This is a genomic window from Nocardia speluncae NBRC 108251 (genome assembly GCF_001613245.1).
Classification (GTDB): Bacteria; Actinomycetota; Actinomycetes; order Mycobacteriales; family Mycobacteriaceae; genus Nocardia; species Nocardia speluncae.
Window position 1 is genome coordinate 12,651 of record NZ_BDBZ01000036.1, and the last position, 22,210, is coordinate 34,860.

Annotated in this window: 25 protein-coding genes and 1 pseudogene; 16 read left to right on the plus strand and 10 right to left on the minus strand. The window is 68.5% G+C overall.

The features are described from left to right. Positions 1 to 6: 6 nt before the first annotated feature. The 7 genes and pseudogenes from NS6_RS26515 to der all read left to right on the plus strand — a co-directional run bounded on the left by NS6_RS26515 (position 7) and on the right by der (position 7,311). A complete protein-coding gene (locus NS6_RS26515; protein WP_068047112.1) occupies positions 7 to 954 on the plus strand; it encodes a site-specific tyrosine recombinase XerD in 948 nt (315 codons plus the stop codon). Between the two features lie 248 nt (positions 955 to 1,202). Beyond that, a complete protein-coding gene (locus NS6_RS26520) occupies positions 1,203 to 2,078 on the plus strand; it encodes a ParA family protein (RefSeq protein ID WP_068047689.1) in 876 nt (291 codons plus the stop codon). Further along, complete coding sequence (locus tag NS6_RS26525; protein ID WP_068047114.1) at positions 2,075 to 2,968, plus strand: segregation and condensation protein A; 894 nt, start codon at positions 2,075 to 2,077, stop codon at positions 2,966 to 2,968. Before NS6_RS26520 ends, NS6_RS26525 begins: the two co-directional genes overlap by 4 nt. Before the next feature lie 40 nt (positions 2,969 to 3,008). Beyond that, positions 3,009 to 3,665: an SMC-Scp complex subunit ScpB gene (gene scpB, locus NS6_RS26530; protein ID WP_068047117.1), complete on the plus strand. Its 657-nt coding sequence runs from the start codon at positions 3,009 to 3,011 to the stop codon at positions 3,663 to 3,665. Between the two features lie 402 nt (positions 3,666 to 4,067). After that, positions 4,068 to 5,108, plus strand: a pseudogene (locus NS6_RS36370) (pseudouridine synthase); the annotation flags it as partial. An 80-nt stretch (positions 5,109 to 5,188) separates the two neighbouring features. Then, positions 5,189 to 5,887 (plus strand): (d)CMP kinase, encoded by a 699-nt coding sequence (cmk, locus tag NS6_RS26540; RefSeq protein ID WP_068047694.1) that lies wholly within the window; start codon positions 5,189 to 5,191, stop codon positions 5,885 to 5,887. Between the two features lie 11 nt (positions 5,888 to 5,898). Beyond that, positions 5,899 to 7,311: a ribosome biogenesis GTPase Der gene (gene der / locus NS6_RS26545; protein ID WP_168443420.1), complete on the plus strand. Its 1,413-nt coding sequence runs from the start codon at positions 5,899 to 5,901 to the stop codon at positions 7,309 to 7,311. 133 nt (positions 7,312 to 7,444) lie between these two features. On the opposite strand, the gene NS6_RS35495 is transcribed toward der, so the two are convergent. Beyond that, the gene (locus NS6_RS35495) at positions 7,445 to 7,813 is read right to left on the minus strand and encodes a hypothetical protein (RefSeq protein WP_210746827.1); all 369 of its coding nucleotides are present in this window, start codon (positions 7,811 to 7,813) and stop codon (positions 7,445 to 7,447) included. Positions 7,814 to 7,905: 92 nt separating this feature from the next. Between NS6_RS35495 and NS6_RS26555 the strand changes: the two genes are divergently transcribed. The 5 genes from NS6_RS26555 to mbp1 all read left to right on the plus strand — a co-directional run bounded on the left by NS6_RS26555 (position 7,906) and on the right by mbp1 (position 11,806). Then, on the plus strand, positions 7,906 to 8,817 hold the full coding sequence (locus NS6_RS26555; protein WP_068047124.1) for an alpha/beta hydrolase fold domain-containing protein: 912 nt from the start codon (positions 7,906 to 7,908) through the stop codon (positions 8,815 to 8,817). 147 nt (positions 8,818 to 8,964) lie between these two features. Next, positions 8,965 to 10,332, plus strand: coding sequence for a hypothetical protein (locus NS6_RS26560; protein ID WP_068047127.1), 1,368 nt, complete (start codon positions 8,965 to 8,967; stop codon positions 10,330 to 10,332). Between the two features lie 93 nt (positions 10,333 to 10,425). Then, positions 10,426 to 10,944 carry a DnaJ family domain-containing protein gene (locus NS6_RS26565; protein ID WP_068047129.1) on the plus strand — a complete coding sequence of 173 codons (519 nt, stop codon included), beginning with the start codon at positions 10,426 to 10,428 and terminating at the stop codon, positions 10,942 to 10,944. A 45-nt stretch (positions 10,945 to 10,989) separates the two neighbouring features. Next, positions 10,990 to 11,415: a nuclear transport factor 2 family protein gene (locus NS6_RS26570; protein ID WP_068047132.1), complete on the plus strand. Its 426-nt coding sequence runs from the start codon at positions 10,990 to 10,992 to the stop codon at positions 11,413 to 11,415. A gap of 112 nt (positions 11,416 to 11,527) precedes the next feature. Next, a complete protein-coding gene (mbp1, locus tag NS6_RS36050) occupies positions 11,528 to 11,806 on the plus strand; it encodes a microaggregate-binding protein 1 (protein WP_068047697.1) in 279 nt (92 codons plus the stop codon). Between the two features lie 132 nt (positions 11,807 to 11,938). Here the strand turns inward: mbp1 and NS6_RS26580 are convergent, their stop codons facing one another. The 7 genes from NS6_RS26580 to NS6_RS26610 all read right to left on the minus strand — a co-directional run bounded on the left by NS6_RS26580 (position 11,939) and on the right by NS6_RS26610 (position 16,049). After that, on the minus strand, positions 11,939 to 12,694 hold the full coding sequence (locus tag NS6_RS26580) for a metallophosphoesterase family protein (protein WP_068047135.1): 756 nt from the start codon (positions 12,692 to 12,694) through the stop codon (positions 11,939 to 11,941). A gap of 48 nt (positions 12,695 to 12,742) precedes the next feature. Beyond that, positions 12,743 to 13,021, minus strand: a complete 279-nt coding sequence (locus NS6_RS36505) for a BON domain-containing protein (protein ID WP_068047138.1) — start codon at positions 13,019 to 13,021, stop codon at positions 12,743 to 12,745. Next, positions 13,022 to 13,606: a nucleotidyltransferase family protein gene (locus tag NS6_RS26590; protein WP_068047141.1), complete on the minus strand. Its 585-nt coding sequence runs from the start codon at positions 13,604 to 13,606 to the stop codon at positions 13,022 to 13,024. Between the two features lie 119 nt (positions 13,607 to 13,725). Continuing rightward, positions 13,726 to 13,956, minus strand: coding sequence for a DUF6480 family protein (locus NS6_RS26595; protein WP_068047143.1), 231 nt, complete (start codon positions 13,954 to 13,956; stop codon positions 13,726 to 13,728). Between the two features lie 182 nt (positions 13,957 to 14,138). After that, complete coding sequence (locus NS6_RS26600; RefSeq protein WP_157112963.1) at positions 14,139 to 14,405, minus strand: CDGSH iron-sulfur domain-containing protein; 267 nt, start codon at positions 14,403 to 14,405, stop codon at positions 14,139 to 14,141. Beyond that, positions 14,386 to 15,036, minus strand: coding sequence for a HemK2/MTQ2 family protein methyltransferase (locus tag NS6_RS26605; RefSeq protein WP_174552638.1), 651 nt, complete (start codon positions 15,034 to 15,036; stop codon positions 14,386 to 14,388). Before NS6_RS26605 ends, NS6_RS26600 begins: the two co-directional genes overlap by 20 nt. Positions 15,037 to 15,038: 2 nt before the next feature. Then, complete coding sequence (locus tag NS6_RS26610) at positions 15,039 to 16,049, minus strand: iron-containing redox enzyme family protein (protein ID WP_068047706.1); 1,011 nt, start codon at positions 16,047 to 16,049, stop codon at positions 15,039 to 15,041. A gap of 405 nt (positions 16,050 to 16,454) precedes the next feature. On the opposite strand from NS6_RS26610, the gene NS6_RS26615 reads away from it, so the two are divergent. From NS6_RS26615 to NS6_RS26625, 3 genes are all read left to right on the plus strand, one after another. After that, positions 16,455 to 16,862 (plus strand): STAS domain-containing protein, encoded by a 408-nt coding sequence (locus tag NS6_RS26615; RefSeq protein ID WP_068047146.1) that lies wholly within the window; start codon positions 16,455 to 16,457, stop codon positions 16,860 to 16,862. Between the two features lie 321 nt (positions 16,863 to 17,183). Then, positions 17,184 to 17,639: an anti-sigma factor gene (locus NS6_RS26620; protein WP_307648511.1), complete on the plus strand. Its 456-nt coding sequence runs from the start codon at positions 17,184 to 17,186 to the stop codon at positions 17,637 to 17,639. After that, entirely contained in the window at positions 17,629 to 18,444 is an 816-nt protein-coding gene (locus tag NS6_RS26625) for a SigB/SigF/SigG family RNA polymerase sigma factor (RefSeq protein ID WP_068047152.1), read from the plus strand. Before NS6_RS26620 ends, NS6_RS26625 begins: the two co-directional genes overlap by 11 nt. Positions 18,445 to 18,498: 54 nt before the next feature. Here the strand turns inward: NS6_RS26625 and NS6_RS26630 are convergent, their stop codons facing one another. Further along, positions 18,499 to 19,029: a mycothiol transferase gene (locus NS6_RS26630; RefSeq protein WP_068047153.1), complete on the minus strand. Its 531-nt coding sequence runs from the start codon at positions 19,027 to 19,029 to the stop codon at positions 18,499 to 18,501. Positions 19,030 to 19,157: 128 nt separating this feature from the next. Next, a complete protein-coding gene (locus NS6_RS26635) occupies positions 19,158 to 19,772 on the minus strand; it encodes a TetR/AcrR family transcriptional regulator (RefSeq protein WP_210746826.1) in 615 nt (204 codons plus the stop codon). Between the two features lie 140 nt (positions 19,773 to 19,912). Between NS6_RS26635 and NS6_RS26640 the strand changes: the two genes are divergently transcribed. Beyond that, complete coding sequence (locus NS6_RS26640) at positions 19,913 to 22,141, plus strand: MMPL family transporter (RefSeq protein ID WP_068047158.1); 2,229 nt, start codon at positions 19,913 to 19,915, stop codon at positions 22,139 to 22,141. The last annotated feature ends 69 nt before the right edge of the window (positions 22,142 to 22,210 follow it).

A 22,210-nucleotide genomic window follows, 5' to 3' on the forward strand; every position in this document is an offset into this window, starting at 1 on the left:
GGTGCGGTGCGCGAGGCCGATGTCTACCTGGACCATCTCGCGGTGGAGCGGGGAGCCGCCCGCAGCACGCTGTCGGCGTATCGGCGCGACCTCGGGCGGTACCGTGAATATCTGAAAGACCGGGGCATCGCCGACCTCGAGGCGGTCCGCGAAACCGATATCGGAGAATTCGGGATCGCCCTGCGCGCGGGCGACGACCGGCATCCGCCGCTGGCACCGGGATCGGTCGCGCGGGCACTGATCGCGGTCCGCGGACTGCACCGATTCGCCGCCGCCGAGGCGATGATCAGCACCGATGTCGCCCATGCGGTGAAACCACCGATGGTGGGGCAGCGGCTGCCCAAGGCGCTGCCCGTGGATCAAGTGCTGCGGCTGCTGGATTCGGTCGGTGCGGATACGGGGGCCGGTGGCGACGCGGGTGCCCGCGGGCTTCGCGATCGGGCCCTGCTGGAGCTGCTGTATTCGACCGGCGCGCGGATCTCGGAAACCGTCGGCCTCGATCTCGACGATCTCGACCTCGAGGGGCGCGCCGTCGTACTGCGGGGGAAGGGCGGTAAACAGCGGATCGTCCCGGTGGGGCGGCCCGCTCTGTCGGCCGTGGACGCCTACCTGGTGCGCGGACGGCCGGTATTGGCGTCGCACGGTCGCGCCGGGGTGCGGGCCCCGGGTTCGGCGGCCGCGTTGTTCCTCAACGTGCGGGGCGGCCGGTTGTCCCGGCAGAGTGCCTGGCAGGTATTGCAGCGCGCGGCGGAGCAGGCCGGGATCACGGCGACGGTTTCACCGCACACCCTGCGGCATTCGTTCGCCACCCACCTACTCGACGGCGGCGCCGATGTGCGGGTGGTGCAGGAACTACTGGGGCACGCGTCGGTCACCACCACCCAGATCTACACAATGGTCACCGTGGGGACCTTACGAGAAGTCTGGGCCACCGCCCACCCCAGGGCACGATGAGCGGACCCTGATCCGCCGGTTCCGCAATATCACAGAACACGCCGGTTGACACACTGGGCACTGGAGTGCTGTCAACAGGTAGCGTCTAGAAGGAGCCGGACCGTGGCGAAAGCGAGACCGTGCCTTGATCGGCCTCGTTACGCTCTACGAGGTGACGGGCAGGAACGTATAAGGAGCAGCGGATCGTGACGACAGCCGGAGCGGCGGGACCGCCCAAGGGCGCCGAGAACGACGAGCGCGCCACATCCGTGTGGGGGGCGGGCCCCGAACCTCCCCCCGCCGACGCCGCATTGGGTCCGACGGGCCGTCCGCTACGCCCGGTACCGGATCCGACCGAACCGTCGGAGCGGGGCAACGCGCTCATCGTGGCGATGTGTAATCAGAAGGGCGGGGTCGGCAAGACCACCTCGACCATCAATCTGGGTGCCGCGCTGGCCGAATACGGCCGCCGGGTGCTGCTGGTGGATCTCGACCCGCAGGGCGCGTTGTCGGCGGGGCTGGGTGTTGCGCACCACGATCTGGATCTGACCGTGCACAACCTGCTGATCGGCGCACCGGTCGCGGTCGACGATGTGCTCGCGCAGACCAAGGTCGAGAACCTGGATCTGCTGCCGAGCAATATCGATCTGTCCGCGGCGGAGATCCAGTTGGTGAACGAGGTCGGCCGGGAGCAGTCGCTGGGGCGGGCGCTGGAACCGGTCCGCGACCGCTACGACTACATCCTCATCGATTGCCAGCCTTCGCTCGGCCTGCTCACGGTGAATGCGCTGGCGTGTGCGGACGGCGTGATCATTCCGATGGAATGCGAATACTTTTCGTTGCGCGGCCTCGCGTTGCTCAACGATACGGTGGAGAAGGTACGGGACCGGTTGAATCCTCGGCTGAGCCTCTACGGCATCGTGGTCACCATGTTCGATGCCCGGCTGTTGCATTCCCGTCAGGTGATGGCGCGTGTGGTGGAGGTGTTCGGGGAACTGGTGTACGACACGGCGATCGCGCGGACCGTCCGGTTCCCGGACGCGAGCGTTGCCGGTGAACCGATCACCACGTGGGCGCCGAAATCCAGTGGCGCCGAGGCGTATCGCGCGATGGCACGGGAAGTCATCCACCGGTCGGGTCGGTGAGCGCAGCAGCACCCGCACCTGCACCGTCGAGTACCAGCGAGCCCGGCGACACCGCGGACGCGGCTCGTGAGAAAACCGGTTTCCATCTGCGGCTCAGTAATTTCGAGGGCCCGTTCGACCTGCTGTTGCAGTTGATTTCGCAGCGCCGCCTGGATGTGACGGAGGTGGCGCTGCACCGGGTCACCGACGAATTCATCGCCTACACCAAGGCACTTACCGCCGGGCTGGCCCAGCCCGGGAATTCGCTGCGCACCGATAAGATCCTGGATCAGACCACCGAGTTCCTGGTGGTCGCCGCGACTCTGCTGGATCTGAAGGCGGCGCGGCTGCTGCCCTCGGGGGAAGTGACCGATCCCGACGATCTGGAACTCCTCGAAGCGCGGGATCTGCTGTTCGCCCGGTTACTGCAATACCGGGCGTTCAAACAGGTCGCCGAACTGCTCGGCGAACTCGAGGCCGCCGCGCTGCGCCGGTACCCGCGGGCGGTGGGCCTGGAGGAGCGGTTCGCCGGGCTGCTGCCGGAGGTCAGGCTCGGGGTGGATGCGGCCGGATTCGCGGAGATCGCCGCGGCCGCGTTCCGGCCGCGGCCGGTACCTACGGTGGGCCTGGACCATTTGCACGCGCACACGATATCGGTCGCCGAACAGGCCACGCTGGTGCTGGAACGCCTGCGCGCTCGTGGTGCCGGCACCTGGACCACGTTCGCCGAACTGGTGGCCGATTGCGCAGCCCCGATTCAGATCGTGGCGCGATTCCTGGCGCTGCTCGAGCTGTACCGGAGTAGGTCGATCGAGTTCGATCAGCCCGATCCGCTGGGGCCGCTCGCTGTCCGCTGGATCGGGGGCGAAGCCGAGGCCGCCCCTGTCGCTATCGAGGAGGACTACGGGTGAGGGACTACGAAGGGCCGCATTCGGCGGCGGAGGGAGCAGTATGAGCGAGAGTGTGACCGAATTCGCGCCCGAGCCGCTCGACGATGCCGAATTCCGGGCGGCGCTCGAGGCGATCCTGCTCGTGGTGGACACTCCCGCGCCGGTAGAGCAGTTGGCGACCACCTTGGACGAGCCCGCGAACCGGGTCGAACAAACCCTGCGGGAGATGTCGGCGGAGCTGGCCGCGCAGCGTAGTGGGATCGATCTGCGTTTCGCCGGGGACGGGTGGCGCTTCTATACTCGCAGCGAGTACGCACCGTATGTGGAGCGTATGTTGCTCGACGGCGCCCGGTCGAAGTTGACCCGGGCGGCACTGGAGACGCTGGCGGTGGTGGCATATCGGCAGCCGGTGACCCGGGCCCGGGTCAGCGCGGTGCGCGGTGTCAACGTCGACGGTGTGATGCGTACCCTGCTGGCCAGGGGACTGATCACCGAGGCCGGCACCGACCCGGAAACCAACGGCACGCTCTACGGCACCACCGAACTGTTCCTGGAACGTATCGGGCTGGCGTCGCTGAACGACCTGCCGGAACTGGCGCCGCTGCTGCCGGGCGTCGACCTGATCGATGAGATCAACGACAGTCTGGAGACGGACCCCCGCTACACCAGACTGCGCAAACCCGCCGAGGACGATCTGAACCTCGGCGCCGAGGATTGACAGGAAATCGTGAATACACCCGCTCGCCGAGATGGCACACCGGATCGTAGACAACGCGCAGACCAGCCCGCCCGGGCCGGTCGCGGACGCGGCGCCCCCCGAGGAGCGGGCGATACCCGCCGTGGCGGTGAATCCCCCCGCAACGGCCGTGGCAGTGAACCATCGCGGACCGGCCGTGGTGGCGGAACCCGCAGTACCGAGCGCGGGGCGCGCAGTGACCAGGCGCGGACCGGGCGGACCGGAGCTGCGGATGCGCCGGCGCGCAGGGGGGCGCGGCCCGTCGCCGGCCGGAGTGGCTTCGCTTCCGCCGGGGGGAGCGCCGCGGGCGGACGCAGCGGGGCCGGCGCCTCGGGTCGTACCGGCTCCGGCGCGTCGGGGCGCGGCGGATCGGCCCCGGCCGGTCGCGGCACGACTGCCGGGCGAGGCGGCTCTACTGCGGCAGGGCGCGGTGGTGCCGGTTCCACGGGGCGCGGCGGCCCCGCTGTCGCCGGGCGGCCCGGTTCCGCTGCCGCGGGGCGTGGTGGGCCGTCTACCGGACGCAGCGGTCCTGCCGGTGGCTCGCGGACAGGTGGGCGCCCCGGTGGCGGTACGCCGTCCCGCAAGACCCCGGCCGCTCGGTCCGGTGGTGCACCGCAGCTGAACAACGCCAAACCCGCTCGCCGTCAGCATGTGGAATCGGAGGAACCCGGCCACGAGAAGATGCCCTGGGGCGAAGGTGAACGCCTGCAGAAGGTGCTGGCCAAGGCCGGTGTCGCCTCCAGGCGCGCGGCCGAGGAGATGATCGACCGAGGACGGGTCGAGGTGGACGGCATCATCGTGCGCGAACAGGGGTTGCGTATCGACCCGGAGAACGCCGTGGTGCGGGTGGACGGTATCCGGGTGGTGGTGCGCGAGGAACTGGTGCATCTGGCGCTGAACAAACCCAAGGGCTGGCAGTCCACCATGTCCGACGATCTGGGCCGCCCGTGTGTGGGCGATATCGTCGCCGAGCGGGTCGCCGCGGGGCAGCGGTTGTTCCATGTCGGCCGGTTGGACGCCGATACCGAGGGATTGTTGCTGCTCACCAACGACGGCGATCTGGCGCATCGGTTGATGCACCCCTCCTACCAGGTGTCCAAGACCTATCTCGCGACCGTGCAGGGCGAGGTACACCGTTCCATCGGCAAGATTCTGCGCGACGGCGTAGAACTCGAGGACGGGCCCGCCGGCGTCGACAAATTCCAGGTCCTGGAAGTCGACGCGGGACGATCCCTGGTGAAGGTCGTGTTGCACGAGGGGCGCAAACATATCGTGCGGCGGTTGCTGGACGCGGTCGGTCACCCGGTGAGCCGGTTGGTCCGCACGCATGTCGGCCCGGTGGTCCTGGCCGATCAACGGCCGGGCACCCTGCGGGTACTGGGCCGCGACGAAATCGGCAAACTCTACGAGGCGGTGTCATTGTGAACGGGGCCGAGGTGTTCGGTAGGCAAGCTCCGGTCGGGGTCGTCGCGAACCCGGCGGGCGACCGGTCGCTGGTGGTGGCGATGGACGGGCCCTCGGGCACCGGTAAGTCCAGCGTTTCGCGTCGGCTGGCGACCCGGCTGTCGGCTCGTTACCTGGACACCGGCGCGATGTACCGGGCCGCGACTCTGCAAGTGTTGCGCGCCGGGACCGACCCGGACGATTCCGCCGCCGTGACCGCGACGGTCACCGATATGCCGCTGCGGATCGGCACCGACCCCGAGAGCGAACTGATCGAACTCGACGGTGACGATGTGCGCGCGGAGATCCGCGGCCCGGAGGTCACCGCCGCGGTATCGGCGGTATCGGCAGTACCGGAGGTCCGCGAACAACTGGTGGCGCTGCAGCGCGAAATCGCGGTGAGCGCCGGGCGCATCGTCGTCGAAGGGCGGGATATCGGTACCACGGTGCTGCCCGACGCCGATGCCAAGATCTACCTGACCGCCTCCGCGCCGGCGCGGGCGCACAGGCGTAATCAGCAGAACATCGCCGAGGGCCGCGGGGACGACTACGCCGGCGTACTCGCCGATGTCGAACGCCGCGACCGCCTCGACTCGACCCGGGCGGTTTCGCCGCTGCGGCGTGCCGAGGACGCGGTGCAGGTCGACACCAGCGAGCTGACCATGGACGAAACGATCGAGGAGTTGTACCGGGAAATCGCCCGGCAGCTGGATCGGTCGCATGAGCGGTCCGCGCTACGCCGTCGGGGCGCGGCCGGATGAGCGGGGAGACGATGAGTGACGTACTGGCCGGCGACGGCGTGTGGAACGACGAAACCGACTGGGAGATCACCGATCTGGCAGGCGACCCGGAGGCCGCCGACCACTCGCCGATGCCCACGCTGGCCGTGGTCGGCCGCCCGAACGTCGGGAAATCTACGCTGGTCAACCGGATCCTGGGGCGCCGCGAAGCGGTGGTCGAGGATGTACCCGGGGTGACCCGAGACCGTGTCTCCTACGACGCGAGCTGGGCGGGCCGCCGGTTCTGGGTGCAGGACACAGGCGGCTGGGAACCGGACGCCAAGGGGTTGCAGCAGTCGGTGGCCCGGCAGGCCGAGCTTGCGATGAATACCGCCGACGCGATCCTGCTCGTGGTGGACGCCGTGGTCGGCGCCACTGCCGGCGACGAGGCCGCGGTGAAGGTGCTGCGGCGCGCGAAAACGCCGGTGATCCTGGTGGCGAACAAGGTCGATGACCAGCGGGTCGAAGCCGATGCGTCCGCGCTGTGGTCACTGGGGCTGGGCGAGCCGCGGATGGTGTCGGCGGCGCACGGCCGCGGAACCGGCGATCTGCTCGACATTGTGCTCGAAGTGCTGCCCGAGACCCCGCGCGAGGGCACCGGCGGCACCGGTGGGCCGCGCCGGGTGGCGCTGGTCGGGAAACCGAACGTCGGCAAGTCCAGCCTGCTGAACAAGCTCGCGGGCGACGAACGGTCGGTGGTGCACGATATCGCCGGTACCACCGTCGACCCGGTGGACTCGCTGGTGGACCTGGGCGGCAAGGTGTGGCAGTTCGTCGACACCGCCGGACTGCGCCGTAAGGTCGCCAACGCGAGCGGTACCGAGTTCTATGCGTCGCTGCGCACGAAATCGGCGTTGGAGGCCTCCGAGGTCGCGATCATGCTGATCGATGCTTCCCAGCCGATCACCGAACAGGACCTGCGGGTGATCAGCCTGGTCGCCGATTCCGGGCGGGCACTGGTTCTGGCGTTCAACAAATGGGATCTGGTGGACGAGGACCGCCGCCTGCAAATCGAGCGCGAGGTGGACCGCGACCTGAACCGCGTGCCGTGGGCGCAGCGGGTGAACATCTCCGCACACACCGGGCGGGCGGTACAGAAACTGGTACCGGCCATGGAGACCGCGCTCGAATCCTGGGACAAACGGATCCCGACCGGCCGGTTGAACACCTGGCTGAAGGACGTGATCGCCGCGACCCCGCCGCCCATGCGCGGTGGCCGGCTGCCCCGGGTCCTGTTCGCCACCCAGGCGACCACCCGGCCGCCGACCTTCGTTCTGTTCACCACGGGCTTCCTGGAGGCCGGCTACCGGCGGTTCCTGGAGCGGCGGCTGCGCGAAGAATTCGGGTTCGACGGGTCGCCGGTGCGCATCTCGGTGCGAGTTCGGGAGAAGCGCCCCAAGAAGTGAAGCCGGTGCATGGCGCGTCGTCCGTGGAGCGGATGAGTGGTCCGCTCGGGTGCGGGGCCTGTCCTTCGGCGTGCCGGCCGCTGGAAAGATAGGTGGGCGGGCCCGCCTCTCCGCCGATGAGCACACCACAGCCTCACAGGTGGCGGGCCGACAGTGCCTCGGCCGGTGGGAGCTGGTGGCGGCCGGCGTGTTCACGCCGGTTGCGTACTTCGGCACGGGTGCGCGGCCGGAATTTCGGTTCGCGGCTACAGCCGCAGGGCTCGTAACCCTCGTAGCGCAGGCCGGCGGCCAGGACCGCCGCGACCACCGACCAGCCCGCGCTGTCGTGCTGTCGTGGGGCGGCGAAATCGTGGCCGGCGTTGCGCATCTCTGTCGAACAGCGGGGACAGCGGGGTGGATCGGTGTGGCCGTTGCGGGACCCGGGTGCCCACCGTTTCTGCGAAATCCGGCATGGCGGGCATACGTAGTGGGTGCGGTAGCGGTGGTCCCTGTTGTCGCACATGGGGTGACGGTAGCGTGGCCGGAGAGTGGGCCGCACCGCGCGATGAGGTCCGGCCGTTCGGGGAGTGCTGGTGCGCCGAGCGAGGAGAGTTGATGGTCGGTCGTCGTAGCCGGGCGGTGTCGGTATATCTGCGGCTCACCCGTAAGCGCGGGATGGGCTCTGCCGAGCGGGCGCGGGCGGCGATGGCCGGGCCGCCGGGAGATCACGCGCCGCCGCGAGGGCTGCGGAGACGTTACTCGATCGCCTGCCGTACGGTCGGCGATTTTCCGAGCTATACGGTGGTCCCGCGGCCGGGCCGGGAATCGGGCACCGTGGTGATCTATCTGCACGGTGGCAGTTTCTTCCGGGAGATCAGCTGGTGGCATTGGCGGTTCATCGGACGGCTGGCCGCAGCGGGGCATCGGGTGGAGGTGCCCATCTACCCGCTGGCTCCGCGCTACACCCACCGGGACGCACGCCCATACCTGACCGAGATCTACCGGGGTGTGCTGGGCGAATTCGATCCCGCGCGGGTGGCGGTCGCCGGGGATTCGGCCGGCGGGACCCTCGCACTCACGCTGGCCCAATCGCTGCCGGAGGCCGGGCTGCCGGCACCGGCGCGATTGATCCTGTTGTCGCCGTGCCTCGATATGCGGTTGTCGAACCCCGAGATCGATCGGGTCGAAGCCGCGGATCCGTGGTTGGCGCGCCCCGGCCTGCTGGAGGCGGGCCGGGTCTGGGCCGGCGGGGATGATCTCGGTCTCCCCGGGCTGAGCCCGATCAACGGCCCGCTGGACGGTCTACCACCGACCGATATCTTCATGGGCACGCACGACATCCTGCACCCCGATGCGCGGCTGTTCGCCGAACGTGCGGGTTCGGCAGTGCGTTTCACCGAGGTGACCGGTGCCTTCCACGTATATCCGCTCGTGCCGGTCCCCGAGGCAGGGCCCGCGGTGCGGGCGATCCTGGCCGCTGTGGCGCAATGTGACGGGCATTCGGCGGCCCCGGAGCCGGAACCGTGACCCCGCCACGGGAACTCGTGAACGGCCTGTGAACGACCATGGAAACCGGTTGTTTCGACCGTGACGGTGCATCGCGCGGCAAAGGGCGGTACCGTACCCCGGCGTGACTACTTGTCTGCCATCGAATCACCCGAGGCGGGAGCCGTAATGACTGTCGAGCCGCCGATCGAGGACGATGTCACGCAACTGGCCCAACGCGTCGAACACGCCCGCAACCGACTGGCCTACCAGTTCGATCCCGCGCTCACCGAGGCGCTGTCGGAAACGGAACTGCACGCCGAACGTGAACTCGCCGAGCGTATCCGCGAGCAGGAGCGCGGACAACGCTGGAAGGAGATCCAGGCGGCCGCCGGGGCGAACGACCGGGCCAGACAGACCACCGAGCAGATCGAGAAGGCGGATATGCGCGACCTCTTGCTCGCCCGTAAAGCCATCGCTGCGCAGCGCCGGGAATCCAGCCCGCACGCCAAGCTGGCCTCGCTGTACCGGCATCGGGCCTGGTCGTTGCGCGCACTGGCCGGTGTGGTCGGCGCGGGCATGTTGTGGTCGGCGGTCAACGTCCAGCAGAACATCGCGCCCACCGGTCCCAGCGACCCCCTGTTCTGGTTCAGCTACCTGCTGGAGGGGATGATCAGCGCCTGCCTGATCATCATCATGATCGGCACCAACAAGGTGGCCGAATGGGGTGTGGTCAACAACCGGCGCCAGACTGCGGCCGCCGAGGTGGCGCTGCTGGCCCTGACCGTCGGGCTCAACACGTATCCGTATCTGCGGGTGGGTAACTGGTACGACGTGGGTGTGCACGCCGTCGCGCCGGTGATGATCGGTGTCGCACTACTCATCCACGACGCGGCCAGCGCCCGCTACGGTATGGCGATTCTGCGGGCCACCGAACAGGTCCGGGGGCTGCCCGATCCGGCCGCGCAGATCCGCAACAGCCTCCCGCGGGTCAGTATGAAACTCGATCCCAATGCGGGGGAGCCGCGGGCTCTTCCGGTCGGCGATACCACCGCGGCGCAACCGGCGGCGCTGGAATCGGGCGCGAAGACTGCCGGTGCCGGGACGGCTTTTCGCGCGGAGGGCAAGTCCGGTGAGGCGGGAAAGAAGCGGGCGAGCGATCTCGCCGATGTGACCTCCGGCCTGATCGGGCGGACGAGTTCCCTGCTGGACGAGCTCGCCACGAATTCTCCGCTGTTCGACGAGTCCACGGCGAAGAACGCCGAGGTCACCGACAAACTGCCGATCAGCAATTCGGCCAGCGCTGCCGTCAAGAAGCTGGGCCAGGCCAAGCAGGCCGGCGTGGCGGGTAACGGCTCGGAATCGGGTGGTAAGGGAAAAATGTCGGGTGACAAGGAGACCGACGAGTTCCTCGAGGTCGTGCGGTCCTCCGACGGATACGACACCGGCCAGTTCCGAGTCGCCGACATCCTCGAGCAGGAACTCGCCGAGCTCCAGGCCGAACGGCGCAAGGCCCGGTCCGGGCGGGCTCGTAGCGGCTCCACCAACGGGGCCTGAGCGGGCCCGCACCGTGATCCTTGTGCGGCCGCCGCACGGGGGCGTCGCGCCGTGGGGTGCGCGCTACCGTGAAGGTGACGGTGAGGAGGTACGATGTCGGAGCGCAAACCCGCGGGAGTCGACTTCGAATCCTGGGTCGACCGTAAGATCCGCGAGGCCACCGAACGTGGCGAATTCCGGAATCTCCCCGGCGCCGGGAAACCACTGCCGGGCGCGGGGAGCCGGTACCATGACGAAAACGCCTGGTTGCGGGATTATCTGCGGCGTGAAGGGGTGAGCGGGGACGCGGCGCTGCCACCGTCGCTGCAACTGCGCCGCGAGGTGGAGCGGCTGCCCGAGAAGGTGCGTGAGCTCACCACCGAGGAGCAGGTGCGGGCCACCGTCGCCGAGCTCAACCGGCGCATCGTGGACTGGTTGCGGGTGCCGACCGGCCCGCAGTTGCCGGTCGCCCCGGTCGACGTCGAGGAAACGGTCGCCCGCTGGCGTGCTGCGGCCGGCGCCGCCGATCGGGAGACCGCGGCGCAACCATCCGCGCCGGAATCGGAGCGTGGCCGGGCGAGCCGGGCGGAGCCCCGGCGCCCGTGGTGGCGCCGGATCCGCCGGAACAGCTGAGTCGATCCCACCCGGCGCGCGGCCCCGGTGCGGTTGTATGGGGGTATGGATTCACGCACGCTCGCCGACCGGATCGAGATCACCGATCTGCTCACCCGCTACGCCACCGCCGTCGACGACAAGGACTGGCCGCTGTATCGCTCGGTGTTCACCGCCGACGCGCAGATCGACTACAGCACGGCCGGCGGGCCCACCGGGGACGTGGACGCGGTCGTCGCCGGGCTCACCGAACAGTTGGCGCTGTTCTCCCGGACCCAGCATTTCATTTCCAATATCGCGGTGGAACTGGATGGTGATATCGCGAAGGTCCGCGCCATGTTCTTCAATCCGATGATTGTCTCTCCGGGTAAGCAGTTCACCTGTGGTGGCTGGTACAACCACGATCTGGTGCGCACCCCGGACGGCTGGCGCAGCGCCCGGCTGGTCGAGGATGCGGCCTGGTTCGACGGGCTGGAGGCCGCTTTCACCTGACCGGCCCGGTGAGCAGGCGCACTCGATCGTGCGTTCCCGCCGGATTGAAGACTCCGGGGCCGGGTACGCGGCCGCTATCCGACCGAGCAACCGAGATTCGGAGGTGGATATCGTGGCCGAGCACAACACCGCACGTGAGGGCATAGAAGGTGCCGTCGAGGGCGTGAAGGGCAAGGTCAAGGAGGCCGCGGGAGCGGTTCTCGACAACGACTCCTTGCGCACCGAGGGCAAGGCACAGCAGGACAAGGGCGAATCGCAGCGGGCCGCCGCCGAGAAGGAGAACGAGGCGCGGCAGCAACGCCTCGAGGCCGCCGATGCCGAACAGCGGCAGCGGGCCCAGCAGGATCCGGGCCACGGGCAGACGGTGGCGCCGACGCCGCGCGACGTCTGAGCCCGATAATCCGGCGCGTGGTGCGCCGGGCCGGAATGGACTACGGCGACCTCACCGGAGGTCGCCGTAGTCTTGCGGGGTGGTTGCGAGGGCATGGGAGCCCCCCTCGCCAGGGCGGTTGGGCGGCCGATGTCAACCGGATACGGCGGTCCGGTCGCGGGTCGCCGTGCTGTCCGTGCCGGGCTGTAGTTCGTAGACCGCGAAAGCCTTACCGATCACCGGCTGGGCGACATTACGTACCCGGATACCGCCCGGTGTGCTGCCACGCTCGGTGCCGGCATGAGCATGGCCGTGTACGGCCAGATCGGCTCCGTGGGTGTCGATGGGTTCCCCCAGGAGATACGAGCCCAGGAACGGGTAGATCTCGCGCGGCTCCCCGTGCAGAGTGTCGCTGATGGGGGAGTAGTGCGTGAGCGCCACCGTGATATCGGTATCGAGTTCGGCCAGCGCGGTATCCAGCGTCGTCGCCAACTCGATGGTGTGGCCCGCGAATTCGCGCATCAGCCGCTCCCCGAACACGCTCGCGCATTTGCCGGCGAAACCCCCGCCGAAGCCCTTGGTTCCGGCGATACCGAGGGTCGTGCCGTCGATATCGAGCGTGGTGGCGCTGCCCTCCAGCACAGTGATTCCGCAGGCTTCCAGCAGATCGGTCATTTCGGCTGCGGCATCGCTGTGATGGTCATGGTTGCCCAGCACGGCCACCACCGGGACCCCCACATCGGCGAATTCGCGGGCGACCACCTCCGCTTCGGCCGGTGTCCCGTGCTTGGTCAGGTCGCCGGCCAGTAGTAGAACATCGGCCAGCGCGGGTAATTCGCGCAGCGCGGGCCGCAACAGTCCGCGTGAATCGGTTCCCAGATGGACGTCTCCGACAGCGGCGATCCGCATCTGCCCTCTCCCTTCTGTTCGGCGCCGGGCACCGAGCTCCGCTCGATATCAAGCACCGAGGTCTTCGCTTCCGCCCGGCCGGGCTGCCGCGGTGACGTGCACATCGTTGTGGATCGGCAGGTCCGGGGCGATATCGTGCACCACGTCCTCGAGCGTCCGCCGCCGCTGCGCGGTACTCACCTCCCCATCCAGAACGACAACATCGCCACGGATCCGGACCTGCACGCCCTGTTCGGCGGTGCGCGGATCCTCGGCAAGCGCCCGATGGAGTTCGGCGGCCAGATACTCCGGCGGCCGCTGCCGGGACGAGTGCGGGTTACCGGGCATCTACTGTGCCTTTCCGGAGGTGGGTGAGGGTGCGGTGGTTTCGGCGATACCGAGATCGTCGATCAACCCGAGGAATGCTTTCGCGTACGGCGAATGTTCGGTCTGTGCGCGCACCGCGGGCCAATCCACCTGTTCGCGGAGATCGCGGGAGATCCGCAGCAGCGGGCTGAGATCGAGGCGGTGCGCGTCGAAGACGAGCAGTTTGTCGACCAGCAGATCGGTGGCGCCGACTACAGGCGCCACGGCAGGACCCACCCGCATGATCTCGGCCCGGCCAAGCAGCGCATCGTCGACTTCCCGGTCGTTGGGGCGGTGGATGATATCGATCAGGGTGTCGCCGTCGTAGGCCTTCGTCAGCCAATCTTCGGCCGCATCCGCCAGCCGCAGCCCGGCGCGCGCCAGTTCGCTGCGCGCCCGGGAGCTGTCCTCGGGTTTGACGAACAGATCGACATCGTGGTCGGAGGGCGGTCCGCCCCGCGCGTACACGGCGCAACCACCCGCCACGGCGAAAGGTATGCCCTCCTGTTTCAGGGCGTTCGCGGCCCGGGTCAAAGCGTGCAGCAGCTGTTCCTCCGTCGGAACCATATTCGGCGGCTACCCGGGCATCGCGTTGCTAATCAGCCGGTGATCGGCTGATGCTGCCGGTGATCGGCTGATGCCGCCGGCTGTCACCGTGGCGGGAATCCATCGGACCCGCCGCCATCTCAGCCCAGGGACGCGATCAGCACAATCGCCACTATCGCGAACACGGCCACGAGAGCGATCACGGCGATCACCGCGGCGACACCGGTCGGCGGGAAACGATGGCTGGTCCGGGGTTCGGGTGCCGAAAGCCCGGAGGTCTGGGCGGTATCCGGCGGGGTGGAGCCCGCGGGCACCCCGCCACCGGCTTCCAGGTCCGGCGTGGCAGCCGGATCGGGGTCCATCGAACTCATGAGCGCTTCCCCACTTTCGGTTGCCGCCGGACGCGCCCGGCGGGGGTCGGGTCGCCTTCGGCCCGGTTCGTGGACAACAAGTGATGCGGGCCGATGAGACGGCGGCGCTGAACGTGCGTTCGCACCGTGGCGGCGCGTACCCGTTGCTCTGCCGCCCAATCGGGTTACGCAGGGGAAAAGGGTCAGCGGTCGCAGCGGCGGTGCCGGCGATGGCTCGTATCGCACAGTGGGTAGGTCCGCGACCGTTTGCACAGGCAGATCGCGACGAGAAATCGGTCCGCGCGGATTACCGCGCCGTCGGCGGTCACCAGCTCCACCGGGCCGTCGACCAGCGCGGGCCCGTCCTCGGTGAAAACAATCCGGGTCGATTCGGTTCCCGCCGGCTGAGCCGGGCGGTCGCGGACTGCTGCCGCGGGGGCGGCCGGTTTCTCATCGTGTTCGGTCGGCACGGATCACCACCAACTCCTCATGCTGCTGCCCGGGCCGGATCAGGCCGTGGTCGCGGAGCCAGCCGCTGCGGCGGGCCAGTACCGGACCGAAGGGGATCACCGTCCGCGCGACCACGGTCGCCTTCAGGCCGCCCCCGCGTAGTTGGCGCAGGCTGGTCGCGGTCCCGGAGAGTGCTGAATGGACCATCAGGGCCGTGCCGCCTGTTGCCAGCAGGCACGGCATCATCGCGCACAGCGGATCGAGCAGGGACCGCCCGCGCCGGCCGGCATCCCAGGCGCGGGCCGCCCGGCCGGTGGGCCGCGGTTCTTCGCTCGGCACATACGGCGGGTTGGCGACGATGACATCGAATGTCCGGCCGGAGACCACCTCGGTGACATCCCCGCACAACAGCTCCAGCCGCACCCCGTGCAGCCGGCTGTTCAACCAGGCCGAGGTCACCGCGGCCCGGGACAGGTCCACCGCGGTCACCGCCGCCGCACCTGTGCGGGCGGCGTGGATCGCCAGCGCGCCGGTCCCGGTGCACGCATCGAGCACCCTGGCTCCAGGCGGCAACGCCGCCTCGGTCATCGCGCGGGCCAGCAGCCAGGTATCGGGCTGCGGTCGATACACCCCTGGAGTGCGAACCAGCATGGTCACCGGACCTCGGACCGCAGCGAACTGTCACCTGCCCGCCAGCAGCTCAGCGTGGCCTCGGTACAGCGAGTTTCGAGCAGGTCGGTGGCCTGGATTCCGAATACCACCGATTCGGCGAGTTCGGGTTCGCGGGCGAGCAGATCGGCGAGTACATCGCGTCGTACGACCTGTTCGTGCACGGCATCCGCGGTGACGTGCTCGGCGTAGAACCGTACGCAGTCCGGGTGCGCCGAGAACCGTTGCAGTGCCTCGACCATGACGGTGGAAGCAGGCGAGGAGCTGATCTCCACGGCCGCGAAATGCCCGACCAGGGCCCCACGCAACGACCGGTGCAGCCCGAACAGTGACATCATGTCGACCAGCGTCAGCATGGGAGCCGGTACGGCGTCGAGATAGTGCAGGTAGCCGTCGGCCAGACCCGCGCCGCGCAGTAGGTCGGCGTAGAGGCGGGCATGGATCCGGTCGCCGTGACCGCCGCCGAATTCGTCGAACTCGACTGCCACCAGCGCGGCCTTGGCGCGGCCACGCAGGCGCGGGATCACCCAGGCGACCGGATCGGCTTCCTTGTGGTGGTAGATCGAGCGCTGGACGAAATACTCACGCACCTGTTCCCAGGTGCCCTGGTCGCGCAGCCAGGCCGGGGTACCGCCGGCCGCGGGCGCGGTCAGCAGCCGGTCCAGTTCGGCATCCACATCGTGGCCGCCGGAGACGTCGGCACGTAATGCGTCGGAGAACCGGCGTTCCAGGTCCCGGCGCAACCCGAGCAGGCCGCTGTCCCACTCCCAGTCAGGGTCTACATCGCGGAATCCCTGGTAGTGCAACTCGTAGCAGGTGTGCAGGGCCAGCTGAAGATCGTCGCCCAAGGGGTCGATCTCCGGCGGCGCCTGGGGTACGGGACTGCCGGGCTCGGCCGGCAGCAATGCCACCAGGTCGGCGGACAGCGGCCCTCGGGGCACGGGCAGGTGCATTCCCCGGGCGAGAGTTCCCGGGGCGGCGAGCGTTCCGGCCATGAATCCACCTTTCGTGGCGGGGGTGTCGTCGTCCGTGCGCACCGCGGAGGATCAGCGGTGGGTCAACCGGCTTCACTGTGCACACCAGCGCGACTGCGCTCAGAGAAGCCGTCGTCGTGTGAACCTCCGTTCCTGCCGTGGTGCCCGAGCCGGGGGCCCGGTCCCGTTGCCCCCGCAATAGCCGCACCGGCGCGAGGTAAACGTCTCTCGTCGCGACTGTGACCACGCCCGGTGTACAGGGGCATCGACTCGTGCCAGAATGAGGTCGAGGTTGAAACACGCAGCCGAACCCGGTACGGCGTATGTCGGTAGTCGGGCTCACCGGATGGGCACTCCCCATCCGGATGCTGGTCCCCGACCGGGTATGCCAACCGGAAATCCCCCTACGCAACGGACGGGATTCATATGTCGGTAACCACCGCCCTGCACCAGGTCGAGCAACACCGGGGAAACGATCCGCGCACCGCGGCCGCCGGCCGTATGTGGTCGCGCCGCAGTACCGAACATCCCGACTGCGTGATCGCCCGGGTAGAAGGTGAACTCGACGCCGTCGGACTCGACGACTTCCGTGCGTTGCTCGGGCGCTGCCGGCGCGACGGATGCCGGGTGGTCGTACTGGATCTGCGGGCTACGACGTTCCTGTGTATCCGTGCCGCATCGGCGTTGTCCGGTGCGAAGAGTGATGCCTGGCGTCACGGGGTCGAACTACGGCTGGTCAGCGGCCGGCACGATATCGAGAGAGCGCTCCAGATCACGGGCGCCCGCCACCAGTTCCGCTATTTTCCGACACTGCGCACTGCGCTGACAGGCTGAAACCCGGATTGCCGACCACCGCCGGAGGGTTCCGGCGGTGGTCGGTGCCCTGTCCGGAGGTCGTCGCCGCTCCGTGTCCGGAACAACGATTCCCCGTGGCGGTCCGGTGCCTTCTACTGATGCTGCGACCACATTTGCCGGCGGTCCACCAGCGTGAGGATCGGATCTGCGGCGAGCTTACGGTTTCGGCATCCCGATGCGGGGTACCAGCGCATGTGACAATCAGGCCGAGACAGACAGCCGCGGCGTCGCCGCAGGGCCAATGCCACTTGTGGCCCCGGCAGGCGCCCCGGCCCGCGGGCGGGCCGTAGGAACGAGGTGGTGGTGGTGCGCATGGTGGACAGCGTCTCCGACTCTGTGGAAACGACTTCACGGGATACGAGAACCGTCGGCGTGCGGGTCCGGGCAGAGCACGAGCAGTTGGTGATGCTGCGCGCGCTGGCCGAGACGGTGGCGCTGATAGCCGATTTCGGTTTGGACGAGGTAACCGATATCCGATTGGCCCTCGACGAGGTCGCCACCTCGTTGATTGCGGGCGCCGTTGCCGACTCGACACTGAGCTGCGACTTCGATTATGACGAGCACCGGATGACAGTGCGCGTAACCTCGACAGCGGCGACCGAATCGCTCCTCGATCAGGAAGGGTTCGGCTGGCATATAGTGCGGACCCTCACGCGTGGGGTCGGCGTCGTGCAGCATCCCTACGACGTGGCGAGGGGTGGATACCCGACCGATGTCGAATTCAGCTGGTACCGAGGGGGCGCCGATGGCGCCTGAGGCACCGCGTATCGATCCGGGGCCTTCACGTCGCCATCGTGGCACCGACAGCTACGACGATATTGAGCCGTTGTTCGGTGAAATGGACGCCGCGCCCGAGGATTCGGCGCAGCGGGTGGCGCTGCGCGCGGAAATCCTGAACCGATGCCTGCCGCTGGCCGAACATATCGCCCGAAAGTTCTCCGGACGCGGCGAGGCCTACGACGATCTGCTGCAAGTGGCCCGGCTCGGCCTGCTGAACGCCGTCGAACGATTCGATGTCACCCGGGGGTCGTCGTTCCTGTCGTTCGCCGTGCCGACGATCATGGGGGAGGTGCGCCGCCATTTCCGGGACAACACCTGGTCGGTGCGGGTGCCTCGGCGGGTCAAGGAGATCCAGCTGAGCCTGGGGCCCACGATCGAGATCCTGTCCCAGCGGCTCGGCCGGGTGCCACGGGCCCGGGAGATCGCCGGTGAACTCGAGATCGATCTGGTGGAAGTGACCCAGGCGCTGATCGCGGGGAACGCCTACCAAACTTCTTCGCTGGACGCCCCCGCCGGTGAGGACGGCGAATCCGCCGCGCGGGCGCTGGTGGATTCGCTGGGTAGCGAAGAAGCGTCGTACGGCCGGCTGGAGGACTATCTGGCGGTCGAACCGTTGCTGGGCGAGCTCTCGGACCGGGAGCGCCAGGTGCTGCGGATGCGTTTCTTCGAATCCAAAACGCAGTCCGAGATCGCTGAGCGGCTCGGTGTCTCGCAAATGCATATTTCCCGGATACTGTCGCGGACCCTGGGATGGTTACGGGAGGAAGCGCTGCGCGATTGACCCGCCTCGGCCCGCCGACGGCGGGTCGATCGCGCAGCACCGACTCCGCGACGATCAGTGCCCTGCCGCCGCGGAGTCGGTGGTGCGGGCATGTACACCGCGCAGGTAGGCGGCCTGCCCCGCATGCTGCAGGTCGTCGGAGATCACGCTGATCAGTCGCACGCCCATGGTCACCGGCGGATTCCAGGCTTCGTCCACCACTCTGTCCAGATCGCTGCCGGTGAGGCTGCCGACGAATCGCAGAGTGTGGGCGTGGACGGCGTCGTAGTAGCCGGTGAGCAGCTCTGCCGGGGCCTGGATCTCGGCGGCATCGGCTGGGGTGTCGCCGTAACCGGTGGCCGCGCGGTCGATGGGAAGGCCGAAACGTTCGAACCAGCCGTGGCCGGTCCACAACGATTCGCCGCCGGTCAGTTCCGCCAGATGTTCGTCCTGCACCCGGGTGAGATGCCAGATCAGCCAGGAGATCGAATTCGCTCCCGGGTCGGGCCGGTAGTTCAGGGCCTTGTCGTCGAGTCCGGCGACCGCCTCGTGCACGACCTCGCGGATCCGTTCGAAGGCATCGGTGAGCATATCGGCGCTGTTCATGGATTCTCCATCGCTCGGTGCGGGAGCAGCGCTCTGCTGCGGCGGGCCGCTTCCCACGGTCGGCTCTGTTGTGCGTTTTCTGTCGAGCAGTACCACCGCCCGTCGCCGGCAAACCGTGGGCCGCGCGGTCAGGTGGTTTCGAGTTCGGCGAGATAGCCGCGCAGGGCGCGTTTCGTTTCGGCCACCAGCGCGGCGCGATCCTGTTCGCCCGCCGCCACGATCGCCCCGGTCATCGCCCGCACGATCTGTACCGCGACGAGTGCGCTGCGGGAACGATCGGCGGCGGAGAGTTGCGGTGCCCGGACGCCGATCACGGAGTCCACCCGTCCGAGCAGGGCCGCTTGGAGCGGCCGGGTGCCCTCGGCGAGGCCGGCGGGCATATCGGTATCGGCGAACAGTGCTTTTGCGCCGGGATGGGCCACGTTGAAGGCTACGAGCGGATCGATCACGGCGTCGACCAGTTCGTCCAGGCCGATTTCGGCGAGGTCGGTGCGTTCGAAGGCCGAGGCGTGTGCGGCGCGGAAGGATTCCACCAGCCGCATCGACAATGCCTCGGCTATCGCTTCCTTGTTCGGGAAGAACTGGTAGAGCGATCCAGGGGAGATTCCCGCACGGGCCGCGATGGCATTCGTGGATACCGCCCGATAGCCCTGTTCGCCGAATAGTTCCAGGGCTGCGTCGAGGATCTGGGTCATTCGCTGTTTTCCCCGTTCCTGGCGGCGAACGGATCTGGTGTCGGGCACGGCTCCTCCATCAGCTGGAACAAACGGATGTTCAGCATTGCGCGCCCGGGACATCGTTGACAAATACGAGTACGTGCTCGTATTCTCAATTTGCGAGCATTCGCTCGTAAATTCACGTCAGCGGAGATCGCGGAGTTCTCATGTCCCCATTGAATTGGCTGGGTGTGCTGCTCACTGCCCGACCACGTCCGGTGCTGGTGGCCGGGCTCCTGCTCACCGTGCTCTCGGGGGTGGTCGGGGCCGGTGCGATGGGGGAGATGATCCTCAGCCGCTGGGAGGCCCCGGGTACCGAATCGGTACGCGCGCACGAGGTGCTGCAACGCGAATTCCACACCGGAAACGCGAACTTCATCCTGCTTGTTACGGCTGTCGGCGGCTCGGTCGATGCGGCCGGGGTCGCGGCCGCAGGCACCGCGCTGACCACAGAACTGCGTGACGACCGAGCCGTTACCGACGCATGGTCGTACTGGTCGGCGCACGGCGATCCCACGCTGCGCAGTACCGACGGCCGGCACGCGGTAGTGCTTGCCCACGTATCCGGTGACCCGACGACCGCGCGTGCGGAGATCATCGATCGGCTGTTGCCCGGGTCCACCCGCGCCGATGGCGCGGTGCAGGTCCGCGTTGCCGGTGCGGAAGCCGTATCCGGCCAGATCAGCGCCCAGGCCACCCAGGATTTCCTGCGCGCCGAGCTGATCATCATTCCGCTGATGCTGCTGTTGCTGCTCCTGCTGTACCGGCGGCTGCGGTTGGCGCTGTATACGCTGGTGATCGGGCTGTTCGCGGTCTTTGCCACGCTGGCCGCCCTGCGGGTGGTCGCCTCGTTCACCGAGGTATCGACGTTCGCCGCCAATATCACCCTGGTGATGGGTATCGGGCTGGGCGTCGACTACAGCCTTTTCGTCATCTCCCGCTTCCGGGAGGAACTGCTGGCCGGGGCGGCAGTACCGGACGCGGTGCGTACCGCCGTGGCGACCGCGGGCCGGACAGTGATCTTCAGCGGCCTGACGGTGGCCGCGGCGCTGTCGGTCCTGCTGGTCTTCCCGTATTCGTTCCTACGGTCGTTCGCCTACGCCGGCGTGCTCGTCGTCGTGGCGGCGGTGGCCGGGTCGCTGGTGTTGCTGCCTGCCGCCCTGGCCGTCACCGGTCACGGGGCGCTACCGCGCCGGGCCCGCGCAACCGCCCTTCCGGAGCAGGGCTTCTGGTACCGGTTCGGTGACGTGGTGATGCGGAATCCCGTGCGTTCCGCGACCGCCGCGCTCCTCCTGCTCGCAGTGCTCGCGGCACCGGCCGCCGGGTTGCGGATCGGCCTGCCCGACGACCGGGTCCTGCCGCCGAACGCCTCCACCCGCCAGGCCTACGACGAACTGCGGGCCGCCTTCGATGTCGAGGCCAACGACGCTGTGCATTTTGTGGCCCCCGCCGGCCGGGCGGTACCGGCCGGGGATATCGGACGGTATGCGGCGGCGCTGTCGCGGATCGACGGAGTCGCGCGGGTGAATTCGACCGCGGGGGTGTTCGTCGGTGGTGTGCTCGCCGGGCCGGCCCTGGACCCCGGCCGGCTGGTGAGCGATACCGGGACCCGCCTGGAGGCGATCCCGACCCGGCGGATACTGGCGAGTACCGACGTTCCCGCCTTCATCGGTGAATTGCGGGCCGTACCCCGGCCGTTCGACGAGGTGCTGGTGGGCGGGTATCCGGCCGAACTCACCGATTTCCGGGCCGTGCTCACCGAGCGGATTCCGGTCGTCGCCGTGCTGATCGCGCTGGTGACCTTCGTGGTGCTGCTGGCGATGTCCGGCAGTATCGTGCTCGCCGCGAAGGCGATCGTGCTGAACCTGCTGAGCCTGGCGGTGATGTTCGGCGTTCTCGTCTTCGTGTTCCAGAACGGTGCCTTCGCCGAGGTGCTCGGGTTCACGCCGATCGGCACACTCGACCCGGCCTTCCCGATTCTGCTCTTCTGTGTCGCCTACGGGTTGTCCATGGATTACGAGGTGTTCATGCTGTCCCGGATCGCCGAGCGCTACCGGATCACCGGCGATAACCGCCGGGCGGTGCTCGAGGGCCTCCAGCGTGGGGCTCCGCTCGTCACCTCGGCCGCGTTGGTGCTCGCCGTCTCCTTCTCGCTGTACGCCACCGGGCAGGTCATGTACCTGCAGATGCTCGGAGTGGGCATCGCGGTGGCGATCGTGGTGGACGCGACGGTGATCCGGGCGGTGCTGGTGCCCGCGTTCATGCGGTTGGCCGGGGCGGCGAACTGGTGGGCTCCGCCGGGTATGCGTCGCTGGGCGGTCCGTCCGAGCGGGCCGGATGCCGCGGCGGATTCCGCCGGGCGTTCCGACGAGGATCTACGCTCCGTCATGGGCTGAGTCCGAACGGGTACGCAGCGCACATGCGTACCCGGCCGGGCCGGAAGTGGAACATGTTCTTGTTATGGT